The sequence below is a fragment of the Streptosporangium sp. G11 genome (assembly GCF_051192615.1).
In the GTDB taxonomy this organism is placed as follows: domain Bacteria; phylum Actinomycetota; class Actinomycetes; order Streptosporangiales; family Streptosporangiaceae; genus Streptosporangium.
In genome coordinates this window covers 74645-98133 of the sequence record NZ_JBPJUQ010000019.1, presented here as the reverse complement: position 1 = coordinate 98133, position 23489 = coordinate 74645, and the positions used below count along the sequence as shown (strand labels likewise).

Annotated in this window: 16 protein-coding genes; 9 read left to right on the top strand and 7 right to left on the bottom strand. The window is 71.4% G+C overall.

The features are described 5' to 3' along the window. Positions 1 to 85 precede the first annotated feature (85 nt). The 7 genes from ACSDR0_RS19945 (at position 86) to ACSDR0_RS19915 (ending at position 9216) form a co-directional block, all read left to right on the top strand. A complete protein-coding gene (locus tag ACSDR0_RS19945; protein ID WP_435290345.1) occupies positions 86 to 1471 on the top strand; it encodes a serine hydrolase domain-containing protein in 1386 nt (461 codons plus the stop codon). Positions 1472 to 1657: 186 nt separating this feature from the next. Further along, on the top strand, positions 1658 to 2533 hold the full coding sequence (locus ACSDR0_RS19940; protein WP_435290344.1) for an NAD-dependent epimerase/dehydratase family protein: 876 nt from the start codon (positions 1658 to 1660) through the stop codon (positions 2531 to 2533). A 25-nt stretch (positions 2534 to 2558) separates the two neighbouring features. Next, positions 2559 to 3824: an enolase C-terminal domain-like protein gene (locus ACSDR0_RS19935; RefSeq protein WP_435290343.1), complete on the top strand. Its 1266-nt coding sequence runs from the start codon at positions 2559 to 2561 to the stop codon at positions 3822 to 3824. A 106-nt stretch (positions 3825 to 3930) separates the two neighbouring features. Further along, positions 3931 to 5745 (top strand): substrate-binding domain-containing protein, encoded by a 1815-nt coding sequence (locus tag ACSDR0_RS19930; protein WP_435290342.1) that lies wholly within the window; start codon positions 3931 to 3933, stop codon positions 5743 to 5745. A 284-nt stretch (positions 5746 to 6029) separates the two neighbouring features. Continuing rightward, on the top strand, positions 6030 to 7424 hold the full coding sequence (locus ACSDR0_RS19925; protein ID WP_435290341.1) for an ABC transporter substrate-binding protein: 1395 nt from the start codon (positions 6030 to 6032) through the stop codon (positions 7422 to 7424). Then, the gene (locus ACSDR0_RS19920; RefSeq protein ID WP_435290340.1) at positions 7421 to 8395 is read left to right on the top strand and encodes a carbohydrate ABC transporter permease; all 975 of its coding nucleotides are present in this window, start codon (positions 7421 to 7423) and stop codon (positions 8393 to 8395) included. Before ACSDR0_RS19925 ends, ACSDR0_RS19920 begins: the two co-directional genes overlap by 4 nt. Further along, positions 8392 to 9216, top strand: a complete 825-nt coding sequence (locus ACSDR0_RS19915) for a carbohydrate ABC transporter permease (protein ID WP_435290339.1) — start codon at positions 8392 to 8394, stop codon at positions 9214 to 9216. The genes ACSDR0_RS19920 and ACSDR0_RS19915 overlap by 4 nt, the downstream gene beginning before the upstream one ends. A gap of 105 nt (positions 9217 to 9321) precedes the next feature. Here ACSDR0_RS19915 and ACSDR0_RS19910 read toward each other — a convergent pair whose 3' ends face one another. The 6 genes from ACSDR0_RS19910 to ACSDR0_RS19885 form a co-directional block, all read right to left on the bottom strand. Next, a complete protein-coding gene (locus tag ACSDR0_RS19910) occupies positions 9322 to 10851 on the bottom strand; it encodes an N-acetylmuramoyl-L-alanine amidase (RefSeq protein ID WP_435290338.1) in 1530 nt (509 codons plus the stop codon). Positions 10852 to 11017: 166 nt separating this feature from the next. Then, positions 11018 to 11248 (bottom strand): zinc-ribbon domain-containing protein, encoded by a 231-nt coding sequence (locus ACSDR0_RS19905; protein ID WP_435290337.1) that lies wholly within the window; start codon positions 11246 to 11248, stop codon positions 11018 to 11020. A 76-nt stretch (positions 11249 to 11324) separates the two neighbouring features. Then, complete coding sequence (locus ACSDR0_RS19900; protein WP_435290336.1) at positions 11325 to 12209, bottom strand: carbohydrate ABC transporter permease; 885 nt, start codon at positions 12207 to 12209, stop codon at positions 11325 to 11327. After that, positions 12209 to 13318: a carbohydrate ABC transporter permease gene (locus tag ACSDR0_RS19895; protein ID WP_435290335.1), complete on the bottom strand. Its 1110-nt coding sequence runs from the start codon at positions 13316 to 13318 to the stop codon at positions 12209 to 12211. The genes ACSDR0_RS19900 and ACSDR0_RS19895 overlap by 1 nt, the downstream gene beginning before the upstream one ends. Before the next feature lie 69 nt (positions 13319 to 13387). Further along, positions 13388 to 14659, bottom strand: coding sequence for a sugar ABC transporter substrate-binding protein (locus ACSDR0_RS19890; protein ID WP_435290334.1), 1272 nt, complete (start codon positions 14657 to 14659; stop codon positions 13388 to 13390). 48 nt (positions 14660 to 14707) lie between these two features. Next, complete coding sequence (locus tag ACSDR0_RS19885) at positions 14708 to 15844, bottom strand: LacI family DNA-binding transcriptional regulator (protein ID WP_435290333.1); 1137 nt, start codon at positions 15842 to 15844, stop codon at positions 14708 to 14710. Between the two features lie 188 nt (positions 15845 to 16032). Here ACSDR0_RS19885 and ACSDR0_RS19880 point away from each other — a divergent pair, with 188 nt between their 5' ends. Then, a complete protein-coding gene (locus ACSDR0_RS19880) occupies positions 16033 to 18171 on the top strand; it encodes an amylo-alpha-1,6-glucosidase (RefSeq protein WP_435290332.1) in 2139 nt (712 codons plus the stop codon). A 200-nt stretch (positions 18172 to 18371) separates the two neighbouring features. Here the strand turns inward: ACSDR0_RS19880 and ACSDR0_RS19875 are convergent, their stop codons facing one another. Further along, complete coding sequence (locus ACSDR0_RS19875) at positions 18372 to 19349, bottom strand: dienelactone hydrolase family protein (protein ID WP_435290331.1); 978 nt, start codon at positions 19347 to 19349, stop codon at positions 18372 to 18374. A gap of 544 nt (positions 19350 to 19893) precedes the next feature. Here ACSDR0_RS19875 and ACSDR0_RS19870 point away from each other — a divergent pair. After that, on the top strand, positions 19894 to 23487 hold the full coding sequence (locus ACSDR0_RS19870) for a hypothetical protein (protein ID WP_435290330.1): 3594 nt from the start codon (positions 19894 to 19896) through the stop codon (positions 23485 to 23487). Positions 23488 to 23489 lie beyond the last annotated feature (2 nt).

The following is a 23489-nucleotide window of genomic DNA, read 5'->3' as shown; positions in this document are numbered from 1 at the left end:
TAACGTCCTACTTGAACATAGTGCAAGTCGCTGCGAGGCCCTGGGGCCTCGGCGTCGTGCGCCAGGCGAAGTGGAAGGGATTGAAATGTCAGATGAGACGCTGTCCGAGTTCGTCGAGGCGACGGCTACGAAGTTCGGCATCCCGGGGGTCGCCGTCGGGGTGTGGGTGGACGGCCGGGAGGTCTACGCGTGCCACGGGGTGACGAGCGTGGAGGATCCGCTGCCGGTCGGCCGGGACACGTTGTTCGTGCTGGGGTCGGTCACCAAGACCTACACGGCGACCGCGCTGATGCGCCTGGTCGAGCGGGGGCTGGTCGAGCTGGAGGCGCCGGTGCGCCGGTATGTTCCCGAGCTGGTGCTCGCCGACGAGCGGGCCGCGGAGCGGATCACCGTGTTGAACCTGCTCAACCACACCGCGGGGCTGGACTGGGGGGTCATCGTCGACACCGGTGAGGGTGACGACGCGCTGGCCGGCTACGTGGCGAAGATGGCCGAGCTGGAGCTGATCGGGTCGCCCGGGGATCGGGCCTCCTACAGCCAGGCGGGCTACAACCTGGCCGGGCGCGTCATCGAGAAGGTCACCGGCCTGCCCTATGAGCGGGCCATCACCTCGCTCCTGTTCGAGCCGCTGGGGTTGTCGAACAGCTTCTTCGCGCCCGGAGAGGTGATGACCCGGCGCTTCGCCGTGGGGCACGACCGCGGCCAGGACGGCACGCTGTCGGTCGCGCGGCCGTGGAAGCACTGGCGCGGCGACAACCCCGGCGGCGGCCTCGCCTCCTCGGTGGCCGAGCAGCTGCGCTGGGCCCGGTTCCATCTCGGTGACGGCCGCGCCGAGGACGGCACCCGCGTCCTGCCCGCCGGGCTGCTCGGGCGGATGAGGGAGCCGACGGTCGCGTTGCGCGCCAGTTCGCTGGGTGACGCCCTCGGCGTCGGCTGGTTCCTGCGCGATGTGGACGGGGTGCGCACGGTCGGGCACGGCGGGTCGGCCAACGGCCAGTTCGCCGAGTTCCTCACCGTGCCCGGACGCGACTTCGCCGTCGTCTCGCTGTCCAACGCCGGCCCGGACGGCATCCCCTTCAACCAGGCCGTCGTCCGCTGGGCGCTCCAGACCTACCTGGGCGTGACCGACCGGGACCCCGAGCCGATCCCCTACGACGAGGCGCGGGCCCGGGAGGTCACCGGGAGGTACGAGAACGACGCCATGACGTTCACCGTCACCGCGGAGGGGGAGGGGCTGCGGCTGGAGGTGCTCATCAAGCCGGAGATCCGGGCGGGGGCGGACATCGAACTGCCCGCGGACCACGCGCCGTTCGACTTCGGCCTGCTGCCCGGCGACGGGGACGAGTACGTCATCACCGGCGGCGCATTCAAGGGACAGCGTGGCTTCTTCACCCGCGACGCCGGCGGTACGGTCGCGGGAGTCGACCTCGCCGGCCGGTTGTTCACCAGGGTCGCGACGGCCTCCGCGTAAAAGCTCGGCATCCGCTCCCGCATCGGTCGGACCTCGACCGCCGCATCCGGTTCTGCGGGAACCGGGCCTCGGACGCGCCCGGGGTGTGCCGCTATTGACACGGCAATGGCGGGGGAGCAAGCTGATCTCATATGTACAAATCGATTTGCGAAACGAGCGCGCCCATCCCGCCGCAGGTGGTGACGCATGAGTGAGGTTCCCGGGCGGGTCCTGGTGACCGGGGCCGCGGGCAGGCTGGGGCGTCTGATGCTCGACCTGCTCGCGCACCGGGGCGTCGCCGTCACCGCCCTCGACCTGCACGACCCGGGCGGGCCGGTGGCGGGCCGGGTGATCGTCGGGGACGTGGGAGACCCGGCGACGGTGCGCGACGCGCTCGACGGCGTGGACGCCGTCGCGCACTTCGCCGCGATCCCCGCACCGGTCCTCGGCACGCCCGAGGAGGTCTTCTGCGGCAACACCCGGGCGACCTTCGTGGTCCTGGAGGAGGCGGGCCACGCGGGGGTGCGCCGGGCCGCCATCGCGAGCAGTTACTCCGTGCTCGGCTTCCCCTGGGCCTCGCGCCCGCTGCACCCGGCCTACCTGCCCATCGACGAGGCACTGCCCCTGCAGGTCGAGGACCCGTACGGATTGTCGAAGCAGGCGGACGAGGCGACCGCGGCGATGATGGCGCGCCGCCACGGCATGACGGTCGTCGCGCTGCGCTTCCCCCTGCTCGGCGGGCCGGGGGACAAGCTCGACAAGCGCGCGGAGGAGTACGCGGAGGACCCCGGCTCCGGCGCCGCCGAGCTGTGGACCTACCTCGACGGCAGGGACGCCGCACTCGCCACCTGGCAGGCGCTCACCCGGCCGATCGAGGGCTACCGCGCGATCTTCGTGACGGCCGAGGACACGCTGGCCCCGCAGCCCACCGAGGAACTGCTCGACCGTTTCCACCCCGGGGTCGAGCGGCGGGCGCCGCTGCCGGGCAGGGCCGTCCCGATCGACCTGGGAGAGGCCCGCCGCCTGCTCGGCCTCACCGTCCGGTATCCCTTCCCGACGCCGGACGCGGCGGAGACCGCGTGACCCCTCTTCCCGTACCGGAGGCCGCATGACATCCCTTCCCATGCCCGAGACCCAGGCCCCCTGGCCCGCCAGGGACGCCCTCCGCGTCACGGGGGTGCGGCCGATCGTCACCGCCCCCGAGGGCGTGCCCCTCGTGGTGGTCCGGGTCGACACCAGCGATCCCGGCCTCTACGGCCTGGGCTGCGCGACCTTCACCCAGCGCTTCCACGCCGTGGCCGCCGCGGTGGAACACCACGTCGGCCCCCTCCTGATCGGCCGCCACCCGGCCGACATCGAGGACATCACCAGGATGGTGCACTTCTCCTCCTACTGGAGGGGCGGCCCGGTCCTGAACAGCGCCCTCTCCGGGGTGGACCAGGCACTCTGGGACATCGCGGGCAAGCGTGCGGGCATGCCCGTGTACGAGCTCCTCGGCGGGCGGGTGCGCGCCGCGGCCGACACCTACCTGCACGCGGGCGCGGCGACCGTGGAGGAGACGATCGAGGAGGCCCAGGCGATCCTGGCATCCGGATACCGCCACGTACGGCTCCAGACGGGGGCGCCGGGACTCGGCCACTACGGCTCGCCGGGCTCGCCGGGCGGCTATCCCGGCTCCCCGTACCCCGACGGGTGGGACGTGCAGCGCTACCTGCGCGACACCCCGAAGCTGTTCGAGCGGGCCCGAGGGGAACTGGGGGAGGAGCCGGGCCTGATGCACGACGTGCACTCGCGGCTCACTCCCAAGCAGGCGATCGCCCTCGCGCGGGCGCTCGAACCGTACCGGCTCTTCTTCCTGGAGGATCCGATAGCGCCGGAGTTCTACGACCGCCTGCCCGAGGTCCGCGCGGCCGCCCCGATGCCCATCGCGGCGGGTGAGCAGCTCAGCTCCGTCGCCGACGCGGCCAGGATCGTCCGCGAGGGCGGCGTCGACCTGCTGCGGCTGCACGTCTCGTCGGTGGGCGGGCTCACCCCCGCCCGCAAGCTGGTCGCGCTCTGCGAGCTGACCGGCGTGGGCACCGCCTGGCACTCTCCCGCGGACGTCTCGCCGGTGGGCGCCGCCGCCAACGTGGCGCTCGACGTGACCACCCCCGCCTTCCAGATCCAGGAGGGGCACCTCTATCCCGAGGCCGTCCACGAGGTCTTCCCCGGCACGATCGGTCCCGTCAACGGATATCTCTACCCGAACGACGCGCCCGGCTGGGGGATCGACCTGGACGAGGCGCTGGCGGCCAAGTATCCGCCGCTGGAGCACCTCCACGAGCGCTGGTCGGCCCGGGTGCGCCGGCCCGACGGGGGCATCGAGCCGCCCTGAGAAACTTATAGTGGGTGTAAGGAGTGTGTCGATGTAAGATCTGCCCATGGTCCCGGCACCCTCCGAGGAGCGACCCCCCACGCGGCGTGAGCGGAGGAAGGGGGAGATGCGGCGTGCCATCGCGGGCACGGCCCGCCGCCTGTTCGCCGAGCGCGGCTTCGAGACCGTGACGGTGGCCGAGATCGCGGCGGTGGCCGACGTCTCGACCAAGACCGTCTTCAACCACTTCCCGGTCAAGGAGCAGATCTTCTTCGAGACCGACCCCCTCGGCTGGCCCGCTCCCGAGCGGGCCCTGCGGGAACGTGTGGCGGGGGAGCGGCCCGTCGACACGATCCGTCGCGTCATGTCCCGGCCCGTGGCCGACGAGGGGGAGGGCGTGGCCGGCCCCGGGGCGGTCGCCGTCCATGCCCGGGTCTATCGGGACAGTCCGGCGCTGCGCTCGTACTCCCGGGAGATGTTCGCCGAACAGGAGCGCGCGCTGCGCGAGGCGATCGAGTCCGGTGCCGTCACGGACGACCCCGGCTCGGGGAGAGGGCTCGGGGCCGGGGTGGTGGCCGCGCTCATCCTGGCGGCCGTCCGCGAGGTCTGGGAGTCCACCCTGCTCAGGATCGCCGCCGGCGCCGCCTTCGAGGACGCCGCGGCCCTCGGGCGGCGCGAGCTGGACGCGGCACTCGACCTCCTCTCCCGTGATCGGCCGGACCGTGATCGGCCGGACCGTGAGCCGCCGGATCGTGATCGGCCGGATCGTGATCGGCCGGACCGTGAGCCGCCGGACCTCGCGCGCGGCGGGTCACGGAAGGCCCCGCCCGGTGAGGCGGCGCGACTCCCGGCGGGCGGGCCCGTGCGGGGGGCGGGAGGGCGGGCCCCGGCGGGCAGCGGGGAGACCGGCGCCGGAGAGCGGGACGTCCGGGCGCCGATCCGCGCCGACCGTCCCAGCATCACCAGGGTCGCGCAGCTGGCGGGGGTGAGCGCGACGACGGTGTCGCACGCGCTGAACGGGCGCCGCCCGGTGGCCGACGAGACGCGCCGGCGCGTGCTGGCCGCGATCGACCAGCTGGGATACCGGCCCAACGTCCTCGCCCGCGGGCTGCGCACGAGCAGGAGCCAGACGATCGGGCTGATCATCCCGGACATCACCAACCCCTTCTACCCGGCGCTGGCGCGCGGGCTCCAGGACGTGCTGGGACCCGCGGGCTACGACGAGATCATCAGCAACACCGACGGCGACCGGGAGATGGAGCGCGCCGCCATCGAGCAGATGATCGCCCGGCAGGTGGACGGCCTCGCCTTCGCGGTCTTCCACACGCACGCCGAGGACCTGCTGCCCGTCATCGGGGCGGGCATCCCCGTCGTGCGGCTCGGGGGCCGCCTGGTCCAGGCCGGTGTCGACGTCGTCCACAGCGACGACGAGGGCGGGGCCGCCGAGGCCACCCGCTACCTGCTGGAACGCGGCTACCGCAGGATCGGCTTCGTCTGCGGCCCGCACGCGGAGGGACCCGCGGCCGAGCGCGTCGCGGGCTATCGTTCCGCGCTGCTGGCCGCCGGCTCGGACGCCGATCCCCGGCTCGTGGCGCACACGCACTTCAGCCGGACGGGCGGCGCCTCGGGCACCGCCCGTCTGCTCGACCTGCCCGACCCCCCGGACGCCGTGCTGTGCGCCAACGACATCATGGCCATCGGCGCGCTCGACATGGCCGAGGAGCGGGGGCTTCGGGTGCCCGCCGACCTGGCCGTCATGGGGTTCGACGACATCGAGGCGGCGAGCCTCGTCTCGCCGGGCCTGACCACCATGGCCAACCCGGCCAGGGAGATCGGCCAGGCGTGTGCCCGCCGCCTGCTGGAACGGCTGCGGGGCGGGACGGCGGAGCCCTCCGCCGAGACGGTCATCCCGGCCCGGCTGGTCCGCCGCCGGTCGGCGTGACCCTTGACACGCGCTGTGTTGCGTGTAAGTTTCGGAACCAATCTTAACGATTTGCGTAGACGTCTCCCTGTGATCCGGATCCCTGCCGGGGCACGGGCGAGAGCCCGGACTCATCCTCCGCGACCCCCCGAGGAAGTGACGATGCCGATGTCAACCGGCCCATCCCTATCACCCGACCGCGCCCGCCAGGTGCCGGAGCCCGACAGACACGGGAGCACCGGACCGTCGTACGCGGACCGTGTCGCCCGCGCCGCACGTACCGCACAGATGGGGAAGGAAGCGACATGAGAGCAGGGAAGCGGGTTTTCGCCACCGGTCTGGCGCTCGCGGTGGGACTCACCGCGGCCGCCTGCTCCGGCGGGGGACAGAGCGGCGGCCAGACCGGCGGGCAGGCGGCGGCCGGCCAGACGCTGAAGATGTGGACGTTCAAGCGGACCCACGCCGACGCCCTGACCAAGGCCGCCGAGCAGTTCAAGAGCGAGACGGGCATCGCCGTCACCATCGAGGCGATCACCCCCGACGACGTGTTCGTCAGCAAGGTGCAGAGCTCCGCGCAGACCGGCGACCTGCCGGACGTGCTGGAGCTGCACGCGGGCGGCGAGGACCTCGAGATCGGCTCCTCGGGCCTCCTGGTCGACCTGGCCGCCGACGTCTCCGACGCCTGGAAGCAGCGGCTCCTGCCGACCACCCGCGAGGCCGGGCTGATGACCCAGAAAAGGATCGACCTCGCGGCCAACGACTCGCCGTACAAGCAGGTCAAGGCGGGCACCCTGTTCAGCGTGCCGTTCACGGCCGGCGCGTTCGGCATCGTCTACGCGAACAAGGAGAAGCTGAAGGCCGCCGGGCTCGACCCGGACACGCCGCCGAAGACGTGGGAGGACTTCCTCGCCGCGCTCAAGGCCACCACGGACAAGGACCCCAAGCAGGGCGGCCTCTCCCTGGGGCTGAAGGTCACCCAGACCGGCTTCAACTGGGCCTACCAGCCGCTGGCCTACTCCTACCTGGGCAAGGAGAGGTTCCACACACTGTTCGCCAAGGGCACCACGCAGGGCTTCGGCTCGCCCGACGGGGTCAAGACGCTGGAGCTGTACAGCAAGCTCACCCCGTACTGGATGCCCGGCACCACGTCGCTCGGCATCGACGAGGCGGACGTCGCCTTCGCGCAGGGCAAGTCCGCCTTCAACGTCGGCGGCACCTTCACCCTGGCGTTCCTCGCGCAGAACGGGATGACCCCCGACAAGGTGCTCGCCTTCCCGATCCCGCCCTCCACCGAGGGGCTCAACAAGGAGATCGTGATGGCGCCCCTGGCGCTGACCTCCCTCGGCATCACCGCCACCAGCAAGAACCGGGAGGCGGCGGTCAAGTGGCTGGACTTCGTGACCTCGCCCAAGGGCGCGGGCATCGTCGCCAAGACCTCGCTCGACCTGCCGGCGACCGACCTGGGCACGGAGGCCGAGACCCTGCTCGGGACCGACCTCGCGTCGCTGCAGAAGTACTTCACCGGCGCCCCGGAGGCCACCTACGACGCCGGTGACACCACCTTCTTCCCCTCCGACTACGACCAGGTCAAGCCCGGGAACCTGATGGTCAGGCTGACGCCGCTCAAGGAGGTCACCCCGCAGCAGGCCGGGCCGGAGATGGACAAGATCATGGGCTCCATGTGGAAGTCCACCAAGTGAGCACCCTCACCACCGAGGATCGCGCGGGGCGGCTCCCTGAGGAGTCGCCCCGCCGTGACCGCGGGCGCGGCCGGAGCCGCTGGGGGCGGTGGCTGACCGGGTGGGCCTTCGTCCTCCCCGCGGTGGCGCTGTTCCTGCTGATGGGGGTCTACACCATCGGCACCGGCTTCGCGCTGAGCTTCGCCAAGTGGAACGGGTTCACCCCCGAGTGGAAGTGGACCGGCTTCCAGAACTACCTCGACCTGCTGTACGCCGACCCGGCGCTCGCCCCCGAGCTGCGCCGGGCGGCCTGGAACACCTTCCAGGTCATGGTGGCCGTCCCGGCGCTCACGGTGGCCATCTCGCTCCCGCTGGCGATCGCGCTGAACTCCGTCCGGCGGCTGCGCGGGGTGCTCCGCTCGGTGTACTTCCTGCCCTACGTCACCAGCGGCATCGCGGTCTACTACGCCTGGCGCTACGTGCTGGAGCCCGACGGGGCGATCAACGTGCTCCTGCGGTCGGCCGGCCTGGGCAGCCTGTCGCAGCCGCAGGGCTTCCTCGGAAATCCGGACACCGCGCTTCCCACGCTGATCCTGATCCTGGTCTGGTCGAGCGTTCCCGTGGCCACCCTGCTCTATCTCAGCGGGCTGCAGGCCATCGATCCCAACGTGATCGAGGCCGCCCACATCGACGGGGCCGCGCCGCGTCAGGTGCTGCGCCGTATCGTCTGGCCGCTGCTGACGCCCCTGACCGCGGCCATCGTGCTGCTCGGTGTGCGGGACGCGCTGCACGGCTTCCAGATCTTCCTGATCATGACGAACGGCGGGCCCGGCGGGCACACCGACGTGCTCGGCCTGCAGGTCTACCGGCTCTCGTTCATGAAGGGCCTCGCCCAGACCCTGGGGATGGCCAGCGCGCTGGGCTGGCTGCTCTTCGCCGGTGCCCTGCTGCTGACCCTGGTCAACGCGCGGCTGCTCAGGAGGATTCGATGATCGGGTCGCGCATCGTGCGGACCATCGCCCGCACCGCCCTGGTGGCGTACGCGCTCATCAGCCTGTACCCGTTCCTGTGGATGCTGTCCGGCGCCTTCAAGACCAGGGAGGAGATCCTGCGGAGCGGCGACCTCATCCCGGCCGCCCCCACCCTGGACACCCTGGTGTCCACTTGGAGCCGCCTGCACTTCTTCGACTACTTCCTCAACAGCCTCCAGGTCACCGCGATGACCGTCGCCGGGGTGCTGGTGGTCTACAGCCTCGCCTCGTACGCCTTCGCGGTGCTGGACTTCCCCGGCAGGAAGGTGCTCTTCTGGTTCTTCGTCTCGCTGCTGTTCGTCCCGGGCATCACGGTGCTGCTGCCCGTGGTGATCCTGGAGAAGAACCTCGGCATCCTGGGCTCGCACCTGGGGCTGGTCCTGCCGTTCGTCAACGGCACCGCCCCGCTGACGGTGCTGCTGCTCACCAACGGTTTCGGCTCGATCCCCCGGGAGCTGCGCGAGGCCGCCCGCGCGGACGGGGCGCGGGAGTTCCGGATCTTCTGGTCGGTCTACCTGCCGCTCGCCCGTCCCACTCTCATCACGGTCGCCGTGCTGACCGCGGTGCCGACCTGGAACGAGTACGTCCTGACGCGGGTGTCCCTCAACGACCCCTCCCTCTACACCCTGCCGCTCGGCCTGGAGACCCTGCTGTCGGGCGACGTGCCGCACTACAACGAGGTCATGGCCGCGTCCCTGATCATCGTCATCCCGGTCATCGCGCTCTTCCTCCTCCTGCAGCGCTACTTCGTCAACGGCCTCGTGGGAGCCGTCAAGGGGTGACCCCCGGGCAGGGCGGCCCGCCTCCGGTGGGGTGGGGCGGGCCGCCCGCCGGTCCGGGGAGCTCGGAGCCGGTCAGGCGTGCGGCGCCGGCGCCTGTGCGGGGGTTCAGAGCCGGGTGAGGCGTACGGCGTCGGCGACGACGAGTCCCGTGCCGGAGGTCCACCGGCTGACGCCGACGGCGTTGTACGTCCCGGCCTTCAGGGCGAACGTCCCGATGCTTCGCCAGGCGCCGCCACCGGCGCGCTGGTCGACGTACACCGTCTTGCTCCCGGCGGAGGTGGCGACGATGTACGGGGCGGAGCCGTTGTGGCCGGGGGCGGCCGGGTACCAGACCTCGACCTGGTAGGTGGCCGCGGCGGGGACGGCGAACCGGTACCAGGCGACGTCGCTGGCGGTTACCGGTTTCGCCTGGCGGTGGTCGGGGCCGTGGCGTCCGGCCGCCTGGGTGGAGGCGGTCCAGTTCGCGCTCGCGGTGAACGCGCCGGAGGTGGAGTTGTCGGCGGTCGCCGACCAGGGGGCGGTGCTCCCGGTGACGTACCGCATGTACTTGGCCCAGTCCCAGTGGGAGCCCGGGTCGGTGTGCGTGGCGCCGGGGACCTGGTTGTGCCCGATGATGTGCGAGCGGTCCTTGGGGATGCCGTACTTGTCGCAGATGGCGCGGGTCAGGGCCGCGGAGGCGCGGTACATCGCGTCGGTGAACCAGGAGGCGTCGCTGACGAACCCCTCGTGCTCGATGCCGATCGACCTGGTGTTGTAGGACCGGTTCCCGGCGTGCCAGGCGACGTCCTTGTCGCGGACCATCTGGGTGACGTCGCCGTCGGAGGAGCGGACGACGTAGTGCGCGGAGACCTTTGCGCGGGGGTTGCGGAACCAGGAGATCGTGCCCGCGTACGCCCCCTGGGTGACGTGGACGACGACCCGATCGATCTTGGAGCTTCCGGGCCTGCTCGCGGTGGCCCGGTTGCCGGCGTTGGCGGCCACCCAGCTCGCGGCCGGGTAGTCGGGGCTCGGGGCCTTGGCGGCCAGTTCCCGCACGCCCTCGTAGACGCCGCGATCCGCCTGCAGTTCCACCGCCGCGACCGTGACGACCTCGCCGCCCGAGACGGTGGCCCGGACGCCCCTGCCGAGGAGGTCGTAGACGGTGTCGGCGTACAGCCTGGCCACCTCGGGGCTGGAGTCGTTGCCGTATCTGGCCACGGCCGGGTACCACTGCCCGGCGTCCTTCCTGGCGGCGGCGTCGAGGCCGAGCGCGTCGGCGTGGGAGCGCAGCACCGCGGCGCCGCCGAGGATGTTGGCCGCGTCGTCCTTCCTCAGCGTCGCCGCTGGCGCGCCGGTCAGCTCGGCCGCGCGTTCCAGGGCGCGCACGGTGGGGCTGCTGACCAGGTGCATGACCCCGTACCCGCCGCTCGCGCTCGGCTCGCCGTCGTGCCCGTCGAGGTGCGTCTCGGCGTACGCGAGCGCCACGAGCAGGTCGCGCGGCACGTCGTACGCGGTGGAGGCACGAGCGAAGGCGTCCGCCAGGGGGCCCGCGGACCGGGCGCCCGCCGCCTGGGCGGGCACGAGGAGCAGGACGGCGAGGACGGCGGACAGGATCGCGGCTGACCGGCTGTGCGAGCGCGGCCGGGCGTTCTGCACGGAGTCTCCTTGAGAATCGGGATCCGGGTCCCATTCGGACACCGGCTGATTCGGCACCGTAAAGCAGAAACGCGACAAATGTAAATAATTAACACTTCTTTGTTTGTTTCAGACAATTTCCCCCTTTAATCTGATAGGCCGTTATGTGTGCAGGTGGGCGGGGGTCTCAGCGGACCGCCAGCCGGGTCGCCTCGTCCTTGGAGACGGTGTACGAGGCACCGCAGAAGGTGCACTGCATTTCGTATCTCGTCCGTACCGGAAACAGCGGGATGAAGAACAGGCTGAACTTGGTGACCCGGCGCGACAGCACCTGCGCCGCCGTGTTGCCGCAGTTGCGGCAGGGCAGGGTCGCCACCCCGAGCCGATGGGCCACCGTACGCAAACCGAAGATGAGCATCATCCAGACATACCCGATACGGGCGTGCTACTCCTTGTCTTCCGTCGGCCTTCCGTCAGTCCTCCCTCGCCCCTTGTCACCCCTTGTCCGCGCCCTCGTTGGCGCCGCGGATGAAGTAACGCTGGAAGATCACGAAGATGATCGCCACCGGGATGGTCGCGAGCACCGCCGCGCCGAGCTTGAGCGGATACTGGGTGCCGAGCCCGAGGGAGCCGCTGACCAGGTCGGCCAGGCCGCGCGGCAGCGTGAAGAGGCCGGGGTCCTGGACGGCCACCAGGGTGTGCGGAAACTCGTTCCAGCTGCTCTGGAAGGAGATGATCGTCAGGGTGATGACGGCGGGACGTCCCATCGGCAGCACCACCGACCAGAAGATGCGGAAACGGCCCGCCCCGTCGATCCGCGCCGCCTCCTCCACGCTCACCGGGATCGACTCGAAGAACTGCTTCATGATGAACACCCCGGTCGCGTCCGCGATGATCGGCAGGATCAGCGCGGTGTAGCTGTCGTAGATGCCGAGCTGGTTCAGCACCAGGAACTTCGGGATGAACAGCACCACCCCCGGGACCGCCATGATCGCGACGACCGCGGTGAGGAGCGCCTTGCGCCCCCGGAAGCGCAGCCTGGCGAGCGCGTATCCGGCCAGGGAGTCGAGGAACACCCGGCCGACGGTGATGACGACGGTCACCAGCAGCGAGTTGCCCAGCCACAGCGGCATGCCGGTGTCGGCGAACACGCGCTCGAAACCGGCCAGCGTCACCGGGTCGGGGATCGGCGAGAGCGGGTTGGCCGTGGCGTCGGGGTCGGTCTTGAACGAGTTGGCGACCTGGATGACGAACGGGTAGAGGAAGACCAGCGAGAAGAAGACCAGGACGGCGTACCCGCCGAAACTGGAGAGCAGCGAGCCGATCCCGCCCCGCTCCTCGGGGCGGGCGGGGACGGCGCGAGTCTTGGCCGCGGACATCATGCCCTCCTCTGGCGCGGCGCGCGGCGTTTCGCGTTCCGGCCGTCCTTGGCGTCCCTGTCGCGCATGACCCACCGCTGGAACGCCGCCAGCACCACGATGAGCACGAACAGGATGAACGAGATGGCGGCGCCGGAGCCGTAGTCCAGCTCCTTGAAGGCCGTCTGGTACGACAGGAAGGCCGGGGTCAGGGTGGTTTTCGCGGGTTTGCCCTGACTCATCACGTACACCTGGTCGAAGACCTGCCAGGTGGCGATCAGGCCGAGCGTCAGTACGAGGAACAGGGTCGGCTTGAGCATCGGCAGCGTCACGTGGCGCAGGCGCTGGCGGGAGTTGGCGCCGTCCAGCATGCTCGCCTCCTCCAGGGTCACCGGGATGTCCTGGAGCGCGGCGAGGAACATCAGCATGAACGTGCCCGAGGTGGTCCAGACGACCAGGATGATGATCGTGCACATGGCCACGCTGGGACCCGACAGCCAGTCCCACCACGACAGCCCGAACGGGCCGCCACCGGTCAGCGCCTCGGGGGGCGCCTCGGGATCGACCAGGCCGACCGAGCCCAGCAGGAGGTGCAGCACGCCTCGCGCGTCGGAGAACCACGGGGGCCCGTCGACGCCGGCCATCGCGATCAGCTTGTTGACCGCGCCGGAGTTGCTGAAGATGAACAGGAACAGGACGCTGATCGCCACCGAGCTGGTCACCGAGGGGAAGAAGAACGCGGTGCGGAAGAAGGTCTTGCCCTTGAGCATCCGGCGGTTGACGATCAGCGCCAGGCCGAGGGCCAGGACCGTCTGGGCGGGCACCACCACCAGCACGTAGTAGAAGTTGTTGCGCAGGCTCGTCATGAAGTTCAGGCGGCTCAGGTTGTCCTGGGTGAACAGCGCGGTGTAGTTGTCCACGCCGACGAACGGCACCTGCGCCCGGAACGGGCTGCCCTGCCCGTTCCAGTCGGTGAGGCTCACCCACAGCGCCATCAGGATCGGCAGCAGCATGAACAGGGCGAGGATCACCACCACCGGCGCCACGAAGAGCCAGCCCGCGATGTTCTCCCTGGCCCTGTCGCCAAGGCGGCGCGCGGGTCGCCGCGGTGCGGTCGTTGTCTCGGCCACGTCAGTCTCCCTCACGTCCGGTGCGCGGCCCCGGCCCCCTCCAGGGCCGGGGCCGCGCACCGGTCTGACTCAGTTGCCGAGCGCGGCCTGGGTGTTCTTCTGCAGGTTGGCCAGGATCTTCTTGGGGTCACCGGCGGGCAGCTGCTGGATCGCGGTGTCGAAGTCGGCCAGCACGCTGTCCATCCTGGGGGCGTTGACCGGCCCCTGGGCGTACTCGGCGCTGTCGACGAACGGCGCGTCCTCGGGGAAGGCCTGGGTGAAGGTGTCCTTGGCCGACTGGCGCGAGGGCATCACGCCGAACGCCTTGGCGAAGGCCATCTGCTGGTCGGCCTTGGTCATCGCCTCGACGAAGGCGATCGCCTGCTCCTTGTACCTGCTCTTGGCGGCGACGCCCCAGCAGGTGGTGAAGGACAGGGTGCCCTTGGCCTTGGGGCCGGCCGGCATCTCGTGGGCGCTGTACTTGACGTCCGGGTAGTCGGCCTTCATCGCGCCCTTGATCCAGTTACCCTCGACGGTCATCACGGCCCTGGCCTTGCCGAAGGCCTCGCCGCCCCACCCGGCGTCCAGCTGCTTGGGGAACTGGGCGAGCTTGTCCTTCAGCAGGCCCTGCACATAGCCCAGGCCCGCGACGTTCTCCGGGCTGTCGGCGGTCGCCCGCTTGCCGTCGGGGCTGACGATCCAGCCACCGGCCCCCACCATGAACGCGCCGACCCGGTCGCGCGTGTCGCCGATGACGAGCGGGGTGACGTCCGGTGCCTTCTCCTTGAGCTTTTCGGACACCGCGGTGAGCTGCTCCCAGGTGGTCGGCACGTCGGCGTCGGTGAGCCCGGCCTTCTTCCACAGGTCGTCGTTGATGATCAGCGCCAGCGTGGAGAAGTCCTTGGGCGCGCAGTAGAAGGTGCCGTTGTAGGTGAACGTCTCGCGCAGGCCGGGGTAGAAGTCGGCGGCGTCGGAGATCTTGTCCGCGTACGGCTCCAGCGCCCCGACGCTCGCGTAGTCGGCGAAGCGCGCGGCGTCGACGTAGAACACGTCCGGCGGGTTGCTCCCGGCGAAGGCCTGGCCGAGCTGCTGGGTCAGGTCCTGGGCGGGGGTGATCGTCGCGGTGCTGCCCGAGGACGCCGACCACGTCTTGGCGGCGGCGCGCAGCGCGTTCGTCTCCGCGTCGCCCGAGGAGCCGATGAGCACCTGCAGGGTGGCGGGCCCGCTGCTCTGCGGGGCACTGCCCTGGTCGGCGGAGTCGTCGAAACCGCTGCCGCAGGCGGCCGAGGTCGCCAGGGTGCCCACGGCGAGCGCGGAGAGTGCCACGGTACGGAGGCCGTGCCGCTTGATCGGCTGTTCCATCGTCGTTTTCCAATCTTTCGGGGGGTGATCTGAAGGAGATTCAGGTGGTCATGACGACTGCCGGAGGACCAGGGAGGGCTGGAGCAGTACGTGCGTGCGGGGCCCATCGGCCCCGGGGGCGCCGGGATCACCCGGGGAGGGCGGGTCGAACAGCCGGGTGAGCAGGCCGACGCACCCGGCCGCGGCCTCGGCCAGCGGCTGGCTGACGCTGCTGAGCCCCACCGCCTTCGCCACCGGCGTGTCGTCGAAGCCGATCACGCGGACCGGGAGGCCCTCCTCGCCGCCGGCCTGCCCCGCGACCGTGAGACGTCCCTCGGCCGTCAGGCGTCCCGAGGCGGTCAGCTGTCCCGAGGCCGTGAGGGAACGGACGGCGTGCAGCGCGCCGAGGGCGAGCGAGTCGCTGGCGCAGACCAGCGCAGTGATCGGCTGCTCGGCGCGCAGCAGGTCGCGGGCCGCCTTCTCGCCGTCGGCCACCCCGTCGTCCGTGGCCTGGTCCAGTCCGGCCGGGTCGATCCCGGCGGAGGTGAGGGCCCCGGCCCAGCCGGACCTGCGGTCGTCGCCCACGCCGGAGCCGGGCGGCCAGCCGAGGAACCCGATCCGCCGGTGACCCGCGTCGAGCAGGTGGCGGGTGGCCGCCGCGGTGCCCGCCGCGCCGTCCACGTCGACCCAGGGGTGCCCCGGGTCGGCGGCCGTCTCGCGGCCGGAGACACCGTTCGCGTCTCCGGCGTCTCCCCAGGGCCGCCCGAACGTGACGAACGGCAGCCGCCGCTCGCGCAGCCAGGCGGGGCGGCCGTCGCCGTGGTAGGTGCTGGTGAGCACGAAGGCATCCGGCTCGTGGCTGCCGACCAGGTCGTCGAAGGTGTCGATCTCCGAACGCTCGTCGCCCGCCGCGTAGAGCAGGATCCGGTATCCGGCGCGGGCGGCCGAGGCGGTCAGCCCGTGCAGGAACCGGTCCAGGACCGAGCCGTTGATCCCGTCCCGGTCCGGCTCGATGCGCGTGGCGATCAGCCGCGAGCGGCCGGTCCGCATCTGCCGCGCGGCCTGGCTGGCCCGATAGCCGAGCGCCTCGATGGCCTCCCGCACCCGGTCGCGGGTCTCCTCACGGACCAGCTCGGGACTGTTGAGCACGTTCGAGACCGTCTGGCGCGACACCCCGGCGCGGCGTGCGACGTCAGTGATCGTCACCTTTGTGACCATTTGCACCTTTCTGAGGGTTTGAACGTTCAAAGGAACATGGGGCATGATTGGATCGTTCAAGTAAACGGAGCGTAATGGTTGGATCGTTCAAGTAAAGAGAATGTTTCGCAATGTGCACCCCCCGGCCGTCGTCTGTCAAGACGTCACCGGCTCGACACGATCTCAGGGAGTCAGTCGTGCTCGACGACGCCTCATCCCCCACCCTCCAGGCGGACACGGTGGCCGGTTCCACCGCGGCCCACCGTCTCCAGCCCCTGCTGCACGACCTCGTCGGCACCGTGCTGGCGCCGACCGTCGCGCTGAGCGGCGGCGACGGGCAGATCCGCCCGGCCGGTGTCCAGGGCGTGTTCCACGCGGACTCCCGCGCCCTGTCGCAGGCCACCCTGACGATCGACGGCCGGGAGCCCGAGGTCGTCGGCCACGCCCCGCAGGGGCCGGGGGCCACCAGGTTCGTCACGCTGGCCCGATGGCTGGGTGATCCCACCCCCGATCCCACTGTACGGATCGAGCGGTTCCGGCAGGTCGTAGCGGGTGGCATGGAGGAGCGTGTCGAGATCGTCTCCAGCGCCACCGTCCCCGTGGCCGCCGTCGTGACCCTGGAGCTGGGGTGTGACTTCGCCCCCATCGAGGTGGTGAAGTCCGGCGGCGACACCGCGGAGGCCGCGGCCGAGTGCACCGCGCCCGGTGAGATCTCCTGGAACTCCGGTGGCGTCCGGGTCGTGGCGACCGGTGCGGGCGCGCGGGCCGAGTCCGCCGAGTACGCGCGCACGGGTTTCCTGCACTGGCCGGTCGAGCTGGCACCCCGCGGCCGGGTCACGCTGTCCTGGAGGGTCGAGGTGCGCGACCCGCAGGCCGTGGTGACCGCGCCCGCCCGCCCCGCCGAGTGGGCGGTGGGGGAGGGGGAGCCCCGGATCGTCGCCGCCGACCACCGGCTGAGCAGGCTCTTCGAGCAGTCCATGGACGACCTGCGCTCGCTGCGGCTGGCCGAGACCGCCGCCCCCGGCGACGCCTTCCTCGGCGCGGGAGTGCCCTGGTTCCTCACCCTCTTCGGCCGCGACAGCATCTGGGCCGCCCGCATGCTGCTGCCGCTCGGCACCGAGCTGGCCATGGGCACCCTGCGGGTGCTGGCCCGCAGGCAGGGAACGAAGATCGACCCCGGCTCCGGAGAGGCCCCCGGGAAGATACTGCACGAGCTGCGCCGCCACGAGTTCGCGGTCGAGGGCAACGGCCTGCACCTGCCCGCCACCTACTACGGCACGATCGACGCCACGCCGCTGTGGATCAGCCTGCTGCACGATGCCTGGCGCTGGGGCGCCCCCGCCGAGGAGATCGCCGCGCTGCTGCCCCACCTGGAGGCCGCCCTCGGCTGGCTCGGCGGGCACGCCGACCCCGACGGGGACGGTTTCATCGAGTACGTCGACACCAGCGGCCGGGGGCTGGCCAACCAGGGCTGGAAGGACTCCGGCGACGCGCTGCGCTTCCACGACGGCCGCCAGGCCCGGCCGCCGATCGCCCTGGTCGAGGTCCAGGGCTACGCCCACCAGGCGGCCAGGCAGGGCGCCGACCTGCTGGAGGCGTTCGGCCGCCCCGGCGCCGCCCGCTGGCGCGAGCACGCCGCCGCGCTGGCCGAGCGCTTCCGGGCCCGATTCTGGGTGGACGGGCCGAGGGGCAGGTTCCCCGCCCTCGCCCTGGACCGGGACAAGCGCCCGGTCGACGCGCTGACCAGCAACATCGGGCACCTGCTCGGCACCGGCCTGCTCACCGGGGCCGAGGAGGCTCAGATCGCCGACCTCCTCGTCTCCCCGGAGATGGCCGGTGGCTTCGGCCTGCGGACGATGTCGGCGGACGCGGGCGGCTTCAGCCCGCTGTCCTACCACTGCGGATCGATCTGGGCGCACGACACGGCGATCGTGGTCGCCGGGCTGGCCCGCGCGGGATTCGCCACGCACGCGGCGACCCTCGCCGAGGGGCTGCTCGCGGCCGGAGAGACGTTTGGCTACCGGCTGCCGGAGCTGTTCGGCGGCGACGACCGCTCGGCGCTCGGCCGTCCCGTGCCCTACCCCGCCGCCTGCCGCCCGCAGGCGTGGTCCGCCGCCGCCGCGGTGACCGTCGTGCACGCGGCACTCGGCCTCTACCCCGACGTGCCCGAGGGCCGGATGCTGCTGCGCCCGCTCGCCGGCGCCCCCCTGGGCGCGGTCTCCGTACGCGGCCTGCGGGTCGCCGGAGCGGAGGTGAGCGCGGCCGTCGACCGGGAGGGCGAGGTCGTCGTGACCGGCCTGCCAGGGGGGATCTCCACCGAGCGCGCCCCGGTGTGAGCCGGGCGTGTCTTGGCGTGGGCCGAGTGTGCCTCGGTGTGAGCCGGGTGTGCCCGCCGGGCCACCGGGGCGGGCGGAGAGTGTGGGCGCGGGGACGCTCAGGACAGGTGGCGGGGGGAGCCCTCCTGGAGTGAGCGATCGCTGACCGCCACGGCGCGCGACGTCGTCGGGGCGTCGGCGGCAGGCGGGTGACGGGACGCTCAGCCCAGGTGGCGGCCGAACCAGTCCAGGACGCGCCGGTACGCCTCGGTGGCGGCGCCGGCGTCGTAGCGCGGGCCGGTGTCGTTGAAGAAGGCGTGGTCGACGCCGGGAAACGTCACGATCTCGTGTTCCAGGCCCGCTCTTTCCAGGGCGGTCCTGGCCTCGTCGCGGGTGGCGTTGACCCGGTCGTCCCGCTCGGCGTAGATCGCGAGGACGGCGGCCCTCGACCCGGAGAGGTCGGCGTCGTCGGGGAGCGGGCCGTAGAACGGGACGGCCGCCGACAGGCGCGGCTCGTCCGAGGAGAGCAGCAGCCAGGTCATGGCGCCGCCGAAGCAGAAACCGGTGACGCCGAGCCTCTTGCCGGCGGCGCCCCGCTCCAGCTCGCCCAGGGCGGCCTTCATGTCCGTGGCCAGGCGTTCGGGGGAGATGCGCCCCAGTGCCGCGGTGGCCTGCGCCGGGTCCTCGAAGGAGGCGGTGCCGCCCTCGCGGGAGAGCAGGTCGATGGCGAGCGCGCAGTAGCCGTCGGCCGCCAGGCGCCCGGCCACCGACCGGATGTGATCGGTCAGCCCGCGGTTCTCGTGGACGACCAGCACCGCGCCCCGGGGTGCCACGGGTGCGGCCCACACGCCCCGCAGGGTGACGCCGGTCTCGGTGCCGGGAAAGATGATCTCCTCGGTCGGCAGGGGCGAGGGGGCCGGGGGTGGGGCCCCGTCCGGAGGCGCGGTGGACGCCGTCGCGGTACCGGACGTCGAGGTGGACGTCGAGGTGGACGTCGAGGTGGACATCGTGTCGGCGGGTGTGGCCGCGTTTCCCCGACCGGCTCCCCGGTCGGCCCCCCAGGCCGCGAGCAGTGCGTCGGCGGCGGGGGCCGCCAGGCCGAGAAGGGTCAGGCGGTGCAGCGCCTCGCGCCGAGGGATGATCCCTTCCGCGTGGTCGACCGCGACCTCCTCGGCGAGGTACCGGTGAAAAGACGTCACCAGCACACGGTAGGACCGGCGGATGAAAGCCACGGCAAAGCCGGGCCACATGTCGTCGCCCGACGGAGGGCTTTCCATTCGGGTCCGTGCCACCGGCTCCGAAGCAGTCCTCCATAACCGCGGCTACGAAATGTGATCGCCGTGGCCGCCCAGGCGTGTTTCGTAAGTGGCCGCTCATGAAACACCCGGTCGCGCGGCCTCCACAGCGGTAAGCGCCTCGAAGTCCTGGGCTCGGGCCGGCCAGTGGACCTGCCACGGGGGAAACAACCGGCGGTGGGACTGGAAATGAGCGAAGTCCAGGGATTCAGCCGGTGTCGCACGACGTGGACACGTTCCGGAGCCCGAGCGTCAACGCCGTTTTGGGACTCACGCTGGGGTGACAAAAATCGCTATTCGGTCCGCATCGTCAACAAAAGGCTTTGAATATCGCGAAGTTTTGCGAAAGTAGGGTGATCGACCACCCGCCGAGGAGCTCTTGATGGCCCTGCGTGCCCGGCTTATGGCCGTTATCGCTTTATGTCTTCCTTTGCTGATCGTGCCCCGCGTGGCCCACGCCGTCGACCCGTCCGCGATCTGCTCGGTGCGGTTCACCGTCGGCACCGGCAAGGACGGTCTCCGGGACGACTCCAGGGAGATCGTCAGCCTGGCCGGGCAGGACTTCGTCTTCACCGACTCCGACGGCGACGGCGAACCCGACGCCAACCCGTTCCACCAGGGTGGCACGGGCGACAGCGCCAACGCCGAGTTCACCTGGGACGCCCGGCTGCCCGCGTGCGCGCCGCGATCGGCCCTGGCGGGCGGTTTCACGATCCGGCACGTCACCGAGGCCGAAGGGGCCGACAACTGGGACCTGCGGACGTTCGCCGTCGCGGACGCCGGTACCGGTCACGTGTTCTTCCGGGCGGGCCATCCGGGAAGGCGGCTGCACCGTTTCTACAAGAACCAGTTCCAGACCTGGAATTCCAATTCGGCGAATCCCGTCGAGGAAAAGGCCGCGGCCGCGATCTGCCGATTGACGTTCGCCGTCAGCACCGGTTTCGAGGACGGAATCCGCGACGACTCCACCGAGATCATCCGCCTGGCCGGTCGTCCCGTCGTCTTCGACGACTCCGACGGCGACGGCGAACCCGACCCCGAGCCGTTCCACCGGGGCGGCACCGGCGACCACGGCGGCGCCACCTTCGAATGGACCGGCACCCTCACGCCCTGCGTGCCCCGGCGCGACCTGGTGCAGGGCTTCGAGTTCGAGCACGTCTCACGGGACAACAACTACGAGATCGACGCCGACAACTGGGACCTGGCCGGCATGGTCATCCTCGACGCGGACTCCGGGCGGACCTACTTCGCCTCACCGCCCACCGGCGACCAGGTCCTCAACCGCTTCGACATCAACGCCAACCGCGTCTGGAACACCAACCAGGCCCGCAGCACGTCGGACGCCGACGCCGACGGAGACGGCCTGAGGAACGACTGGGAGATCCACGGGTACGACGGCGACGACCCGGACCACCGGGTCGACGTCAACTTCCCTGAAATGGGCGCCGACCCCCGGCACAAGGACATCTTCCTCGAACTCGACTGGCAGGAGGGCCAGGCACCGACCCATGCCGGGATCAGCGCCGTGAGAAGGGCCTTCGCCGCGGCTCCTGCGGACGCGGGCGGTTTGGCCGATGAGCTCCCCAACCGCCGGGGCGTCCCGGGCGTCGCCGCCCCGCCGAACCCCGACGGCCGGCCCGGCATCACCCTGCACGTCGACGCGGGTGACCGGGTCGATCCGACGGCGAGTGAGGGCGTGCCCGACTACACCTGCGCCGACGGCGGGGACAACGGCGGAGACGGCTTCGCCGATGGGGCCGATCCCGACTGCGTCAGTCTCGACGCCCACGTGGAAGACCCGCCGACACCGGCCACGTGCGGCAACGGCGCGGACGACGACGGAGACGGACGCGCCGACGCGAACGACGAGGACTGCCTGGTCGGCGACCCGCTCCACCCGGACGACCGGCGCGGCGGCCAGGTGTTCCCCTCGGTCGGCGCCTGCGGCCTCGACGACGACTTCGCGGCCGTCCGGAACACCGCTTTCCACCTCACCCGTCGCCAGGTGTTCCACTACGGGATCCAGTCGGCGGCACCCGCGGGCTGCGCCTCCGGAGGCAAAGGCCAGCACGGCGGCAACGAAATGATCATCCATGATGGCGAACCGGCCACGATCATGCACGAACTGGGCCACAACCTGAACCTCGACCACGGCGGCAACGTGCCGGTGAACTGCAAGCCCAACTACGTCAGCGTCATGAACTACGACCACGGCGCGGGCATCTCCCGGGTGACCGGTCGCTCCATCATCGACTTCTCGCCGCCACGCCTCGGCCTGAACGGCCTGGCCCGGGGCCAGGCCAGGCTGCCGACCCTGAACGAGGCCATGCTCAGCGAGACGGCCGTCCTGGATCCCACCGACCACGACAACCGGTTCGAGTTCGTCGACTCCACCGGCCGCAAGGGCGGGAACCGGCTCGACCGGCCCACCGACTGGGATCCGTTCAACATGCCGCTGATGCCGTTCGTCAACATCAATACGGCCGACAGCGTCAACGGCCTGCCGCGCGACTGCGCCTCCAACACCTCCGACCAGGACCTGTTGCACGGTCACGACGACTGGGCCCACATCTCGTTGCCGTTCCGGCACTTCATCGGCCAAGCCGGGTCGTCCGAACCGGAACTCTCACCGACCCGTGAGGAGATCGCGACCGTGCGGCGGGCGAAGACCACCACCGATCTCGGGGTGACGCTCGCCGCCGACCACGATCCGGTCATCTCGGGCACCCGCCTGGTCTACACGGCCACCGTCACCAACCACGGCCGCAACCCGGCGATGTCGGTGGTGCTCACCGGCACGCTGCCCACGACGGTCACCCCGGCCGGCACGAACCCGGCGTGTCCCGTCTCGGGCCGCACCGTCACCTGCCGGATCGGCACGGTGCTCCCGGGAGCCTCTCGGGAGGTCGGCATCACGGTCCGGGTGAACCCGGGAACCACCGCCGCGCTCACCACCCGGGTCTCGGTGGACGACATCTCCGGACCCGACCCGGTGAGCGGCAACAACGAGGCCGCGCGGACCACACAGGTCGTGGCGCCGACGGTCACGCATCCCATCACGATCGACCCGACCGGGTTGTCGTACACCGACTTCGGCGTCTCCGGACACGGCTGGCACGGTGGCCGGGCCGCCAAGACGCTGTCGCTGCCGCCGGGCGAGTACACATACCTGGTTCCGGTCGGAGGAGTGGGCGCGGGCTTCCGGGTGACGGCCGAAGGCACGGTCGACTACGACGATCCGGGACTGCTGGCCGGCCGGGGCACCGCGACGCTGACGGCGCGCGGGCACGCGGTGGGCTTCGACGGCACCGGCCTGTCCTACGCCAACCTCGGCGTGTCGGGAACGGGCTGGTGGGACGCGCGCCAGGTGCAGACGTTGCGGCTGTTCCCCGGCTCGCACAGCTACGTCGTCGCCGGCGTCACCAGCGTGCCGTTCCGGGTCACCGGCGGCGGGCTGATCGACTACGACCCCACCTACGACGGGATGGTCACCGGTGACGGTACCGACCGGCTGACCGCGCGCGGCCACGCGATCACCGTCGACGGCACCGGCCTGTCCTACGCCAGTTTCGGCGTCACCGCGGCGGGCCACCACGACGCCCGGCAACCCCGCACCCTGCGCCTGTTCCCCGGCTCCCACGCCTACATCGCCGCCGGGGTGAGCACACCCAGCCCGCGGTTCCGGGTCACCGCCGACGGCCTGATCGAGGTGGACGCCGAGTGGTCGGAGCGGCTCACCGGAACGGGCACGGCGAGGGTGGCCGCGACCGGCCTGGCGGTCACGGTCGACGCGACGGCGGTGACCTACACCCACTTCGGCGTCGCGGGGGCGGGCTGGAGGGAGACCCGGGTGGCCCAGCCGCTGCGCCTGTTCCCCGGAGGACACACGTACCTGGCCTTCGCGAGTTCGGCGGCGGCCCCGTTCACGGTGAACGGCGCGGGGCTCGTCGACTACGAATCGCAGTACGAGGACATGCTCGGCGGCCGGGGCACCGGCACACTGCGGGCACTTGGACCGGCTTGGACCGACGGCGAGGGATGAAC

Excerpts from the sequence above, each read along its gene's own strand:
- ACSDR0_RS19940 (WP_435290344.1), top strand. The coding sequence starts at position 1,658 with ATGAGTGAGGTTCCCGGGCGGGTCCTGGTGACCGGGGCCGCGGGCAGG.
- ACSDR0_RS19890 (WP_435290334.1), bottom strand. The coding sequence starts at position 14,659 with ATGGAACAGCCGATCAAGCGGCACGGCCTCCGTACCGTGGCACTCTCC.
- ACSDR0_RS19930 (WP_435290342.1), top strand. The coding sequence starts at position 3,931 with ATGCGGCGTGCCATCGCGGGCACGGCCCGCCGCCTGTTCGCCGAGCGC.
- ACSDR0_RS19905 (WP_435290337.1), bottom strand. The coding sequence starts at position 11,248 with ATGCTCATCTTCGGTTTGCGTACGGTGGCCCATCGGCTCGGGGTGGCG.
- ACSDR0_RS19900 (WP_435290336.1), bottom strand. The coding sequence starts at position 12,209 with ATGTCCGCGGCCAAGACTCGCGCCGTCCCCGCCCGCCCCGAGGAGCGG.
- ACSDR0_RS19915 (WP_435290339.1), top strand. The coding sequence starts at position 8,392 with ATGATCGGGTCGCGCATCGTGCGGACCATCGCCCGCACCGCCCTGGTG.
- ACSDR0_RS19925 (WP_435290341.1), top strand. The coding sequence starts at position 6,030 with ATGAGAGCAGGGAAGCGGGTTTTCGCCACCGGTCTGGCGCTCGCGGTG.
- ACSDR0_RS19945 (WP_435290345.1), top strand. The coding sequence starts at position 86 with ATGTCAGATGAGACGCTGTCCGAGTTCGTCGAGGCGACGGCTACGAAG.
- ACSDR0_RS19935 (WP_435290343.1), top strand. The coding sequence starts at position 2,559 with ATGACATCCCTTCCCATGCCCGAGACCCAGGCCCCCTGGCCCGCCAGG.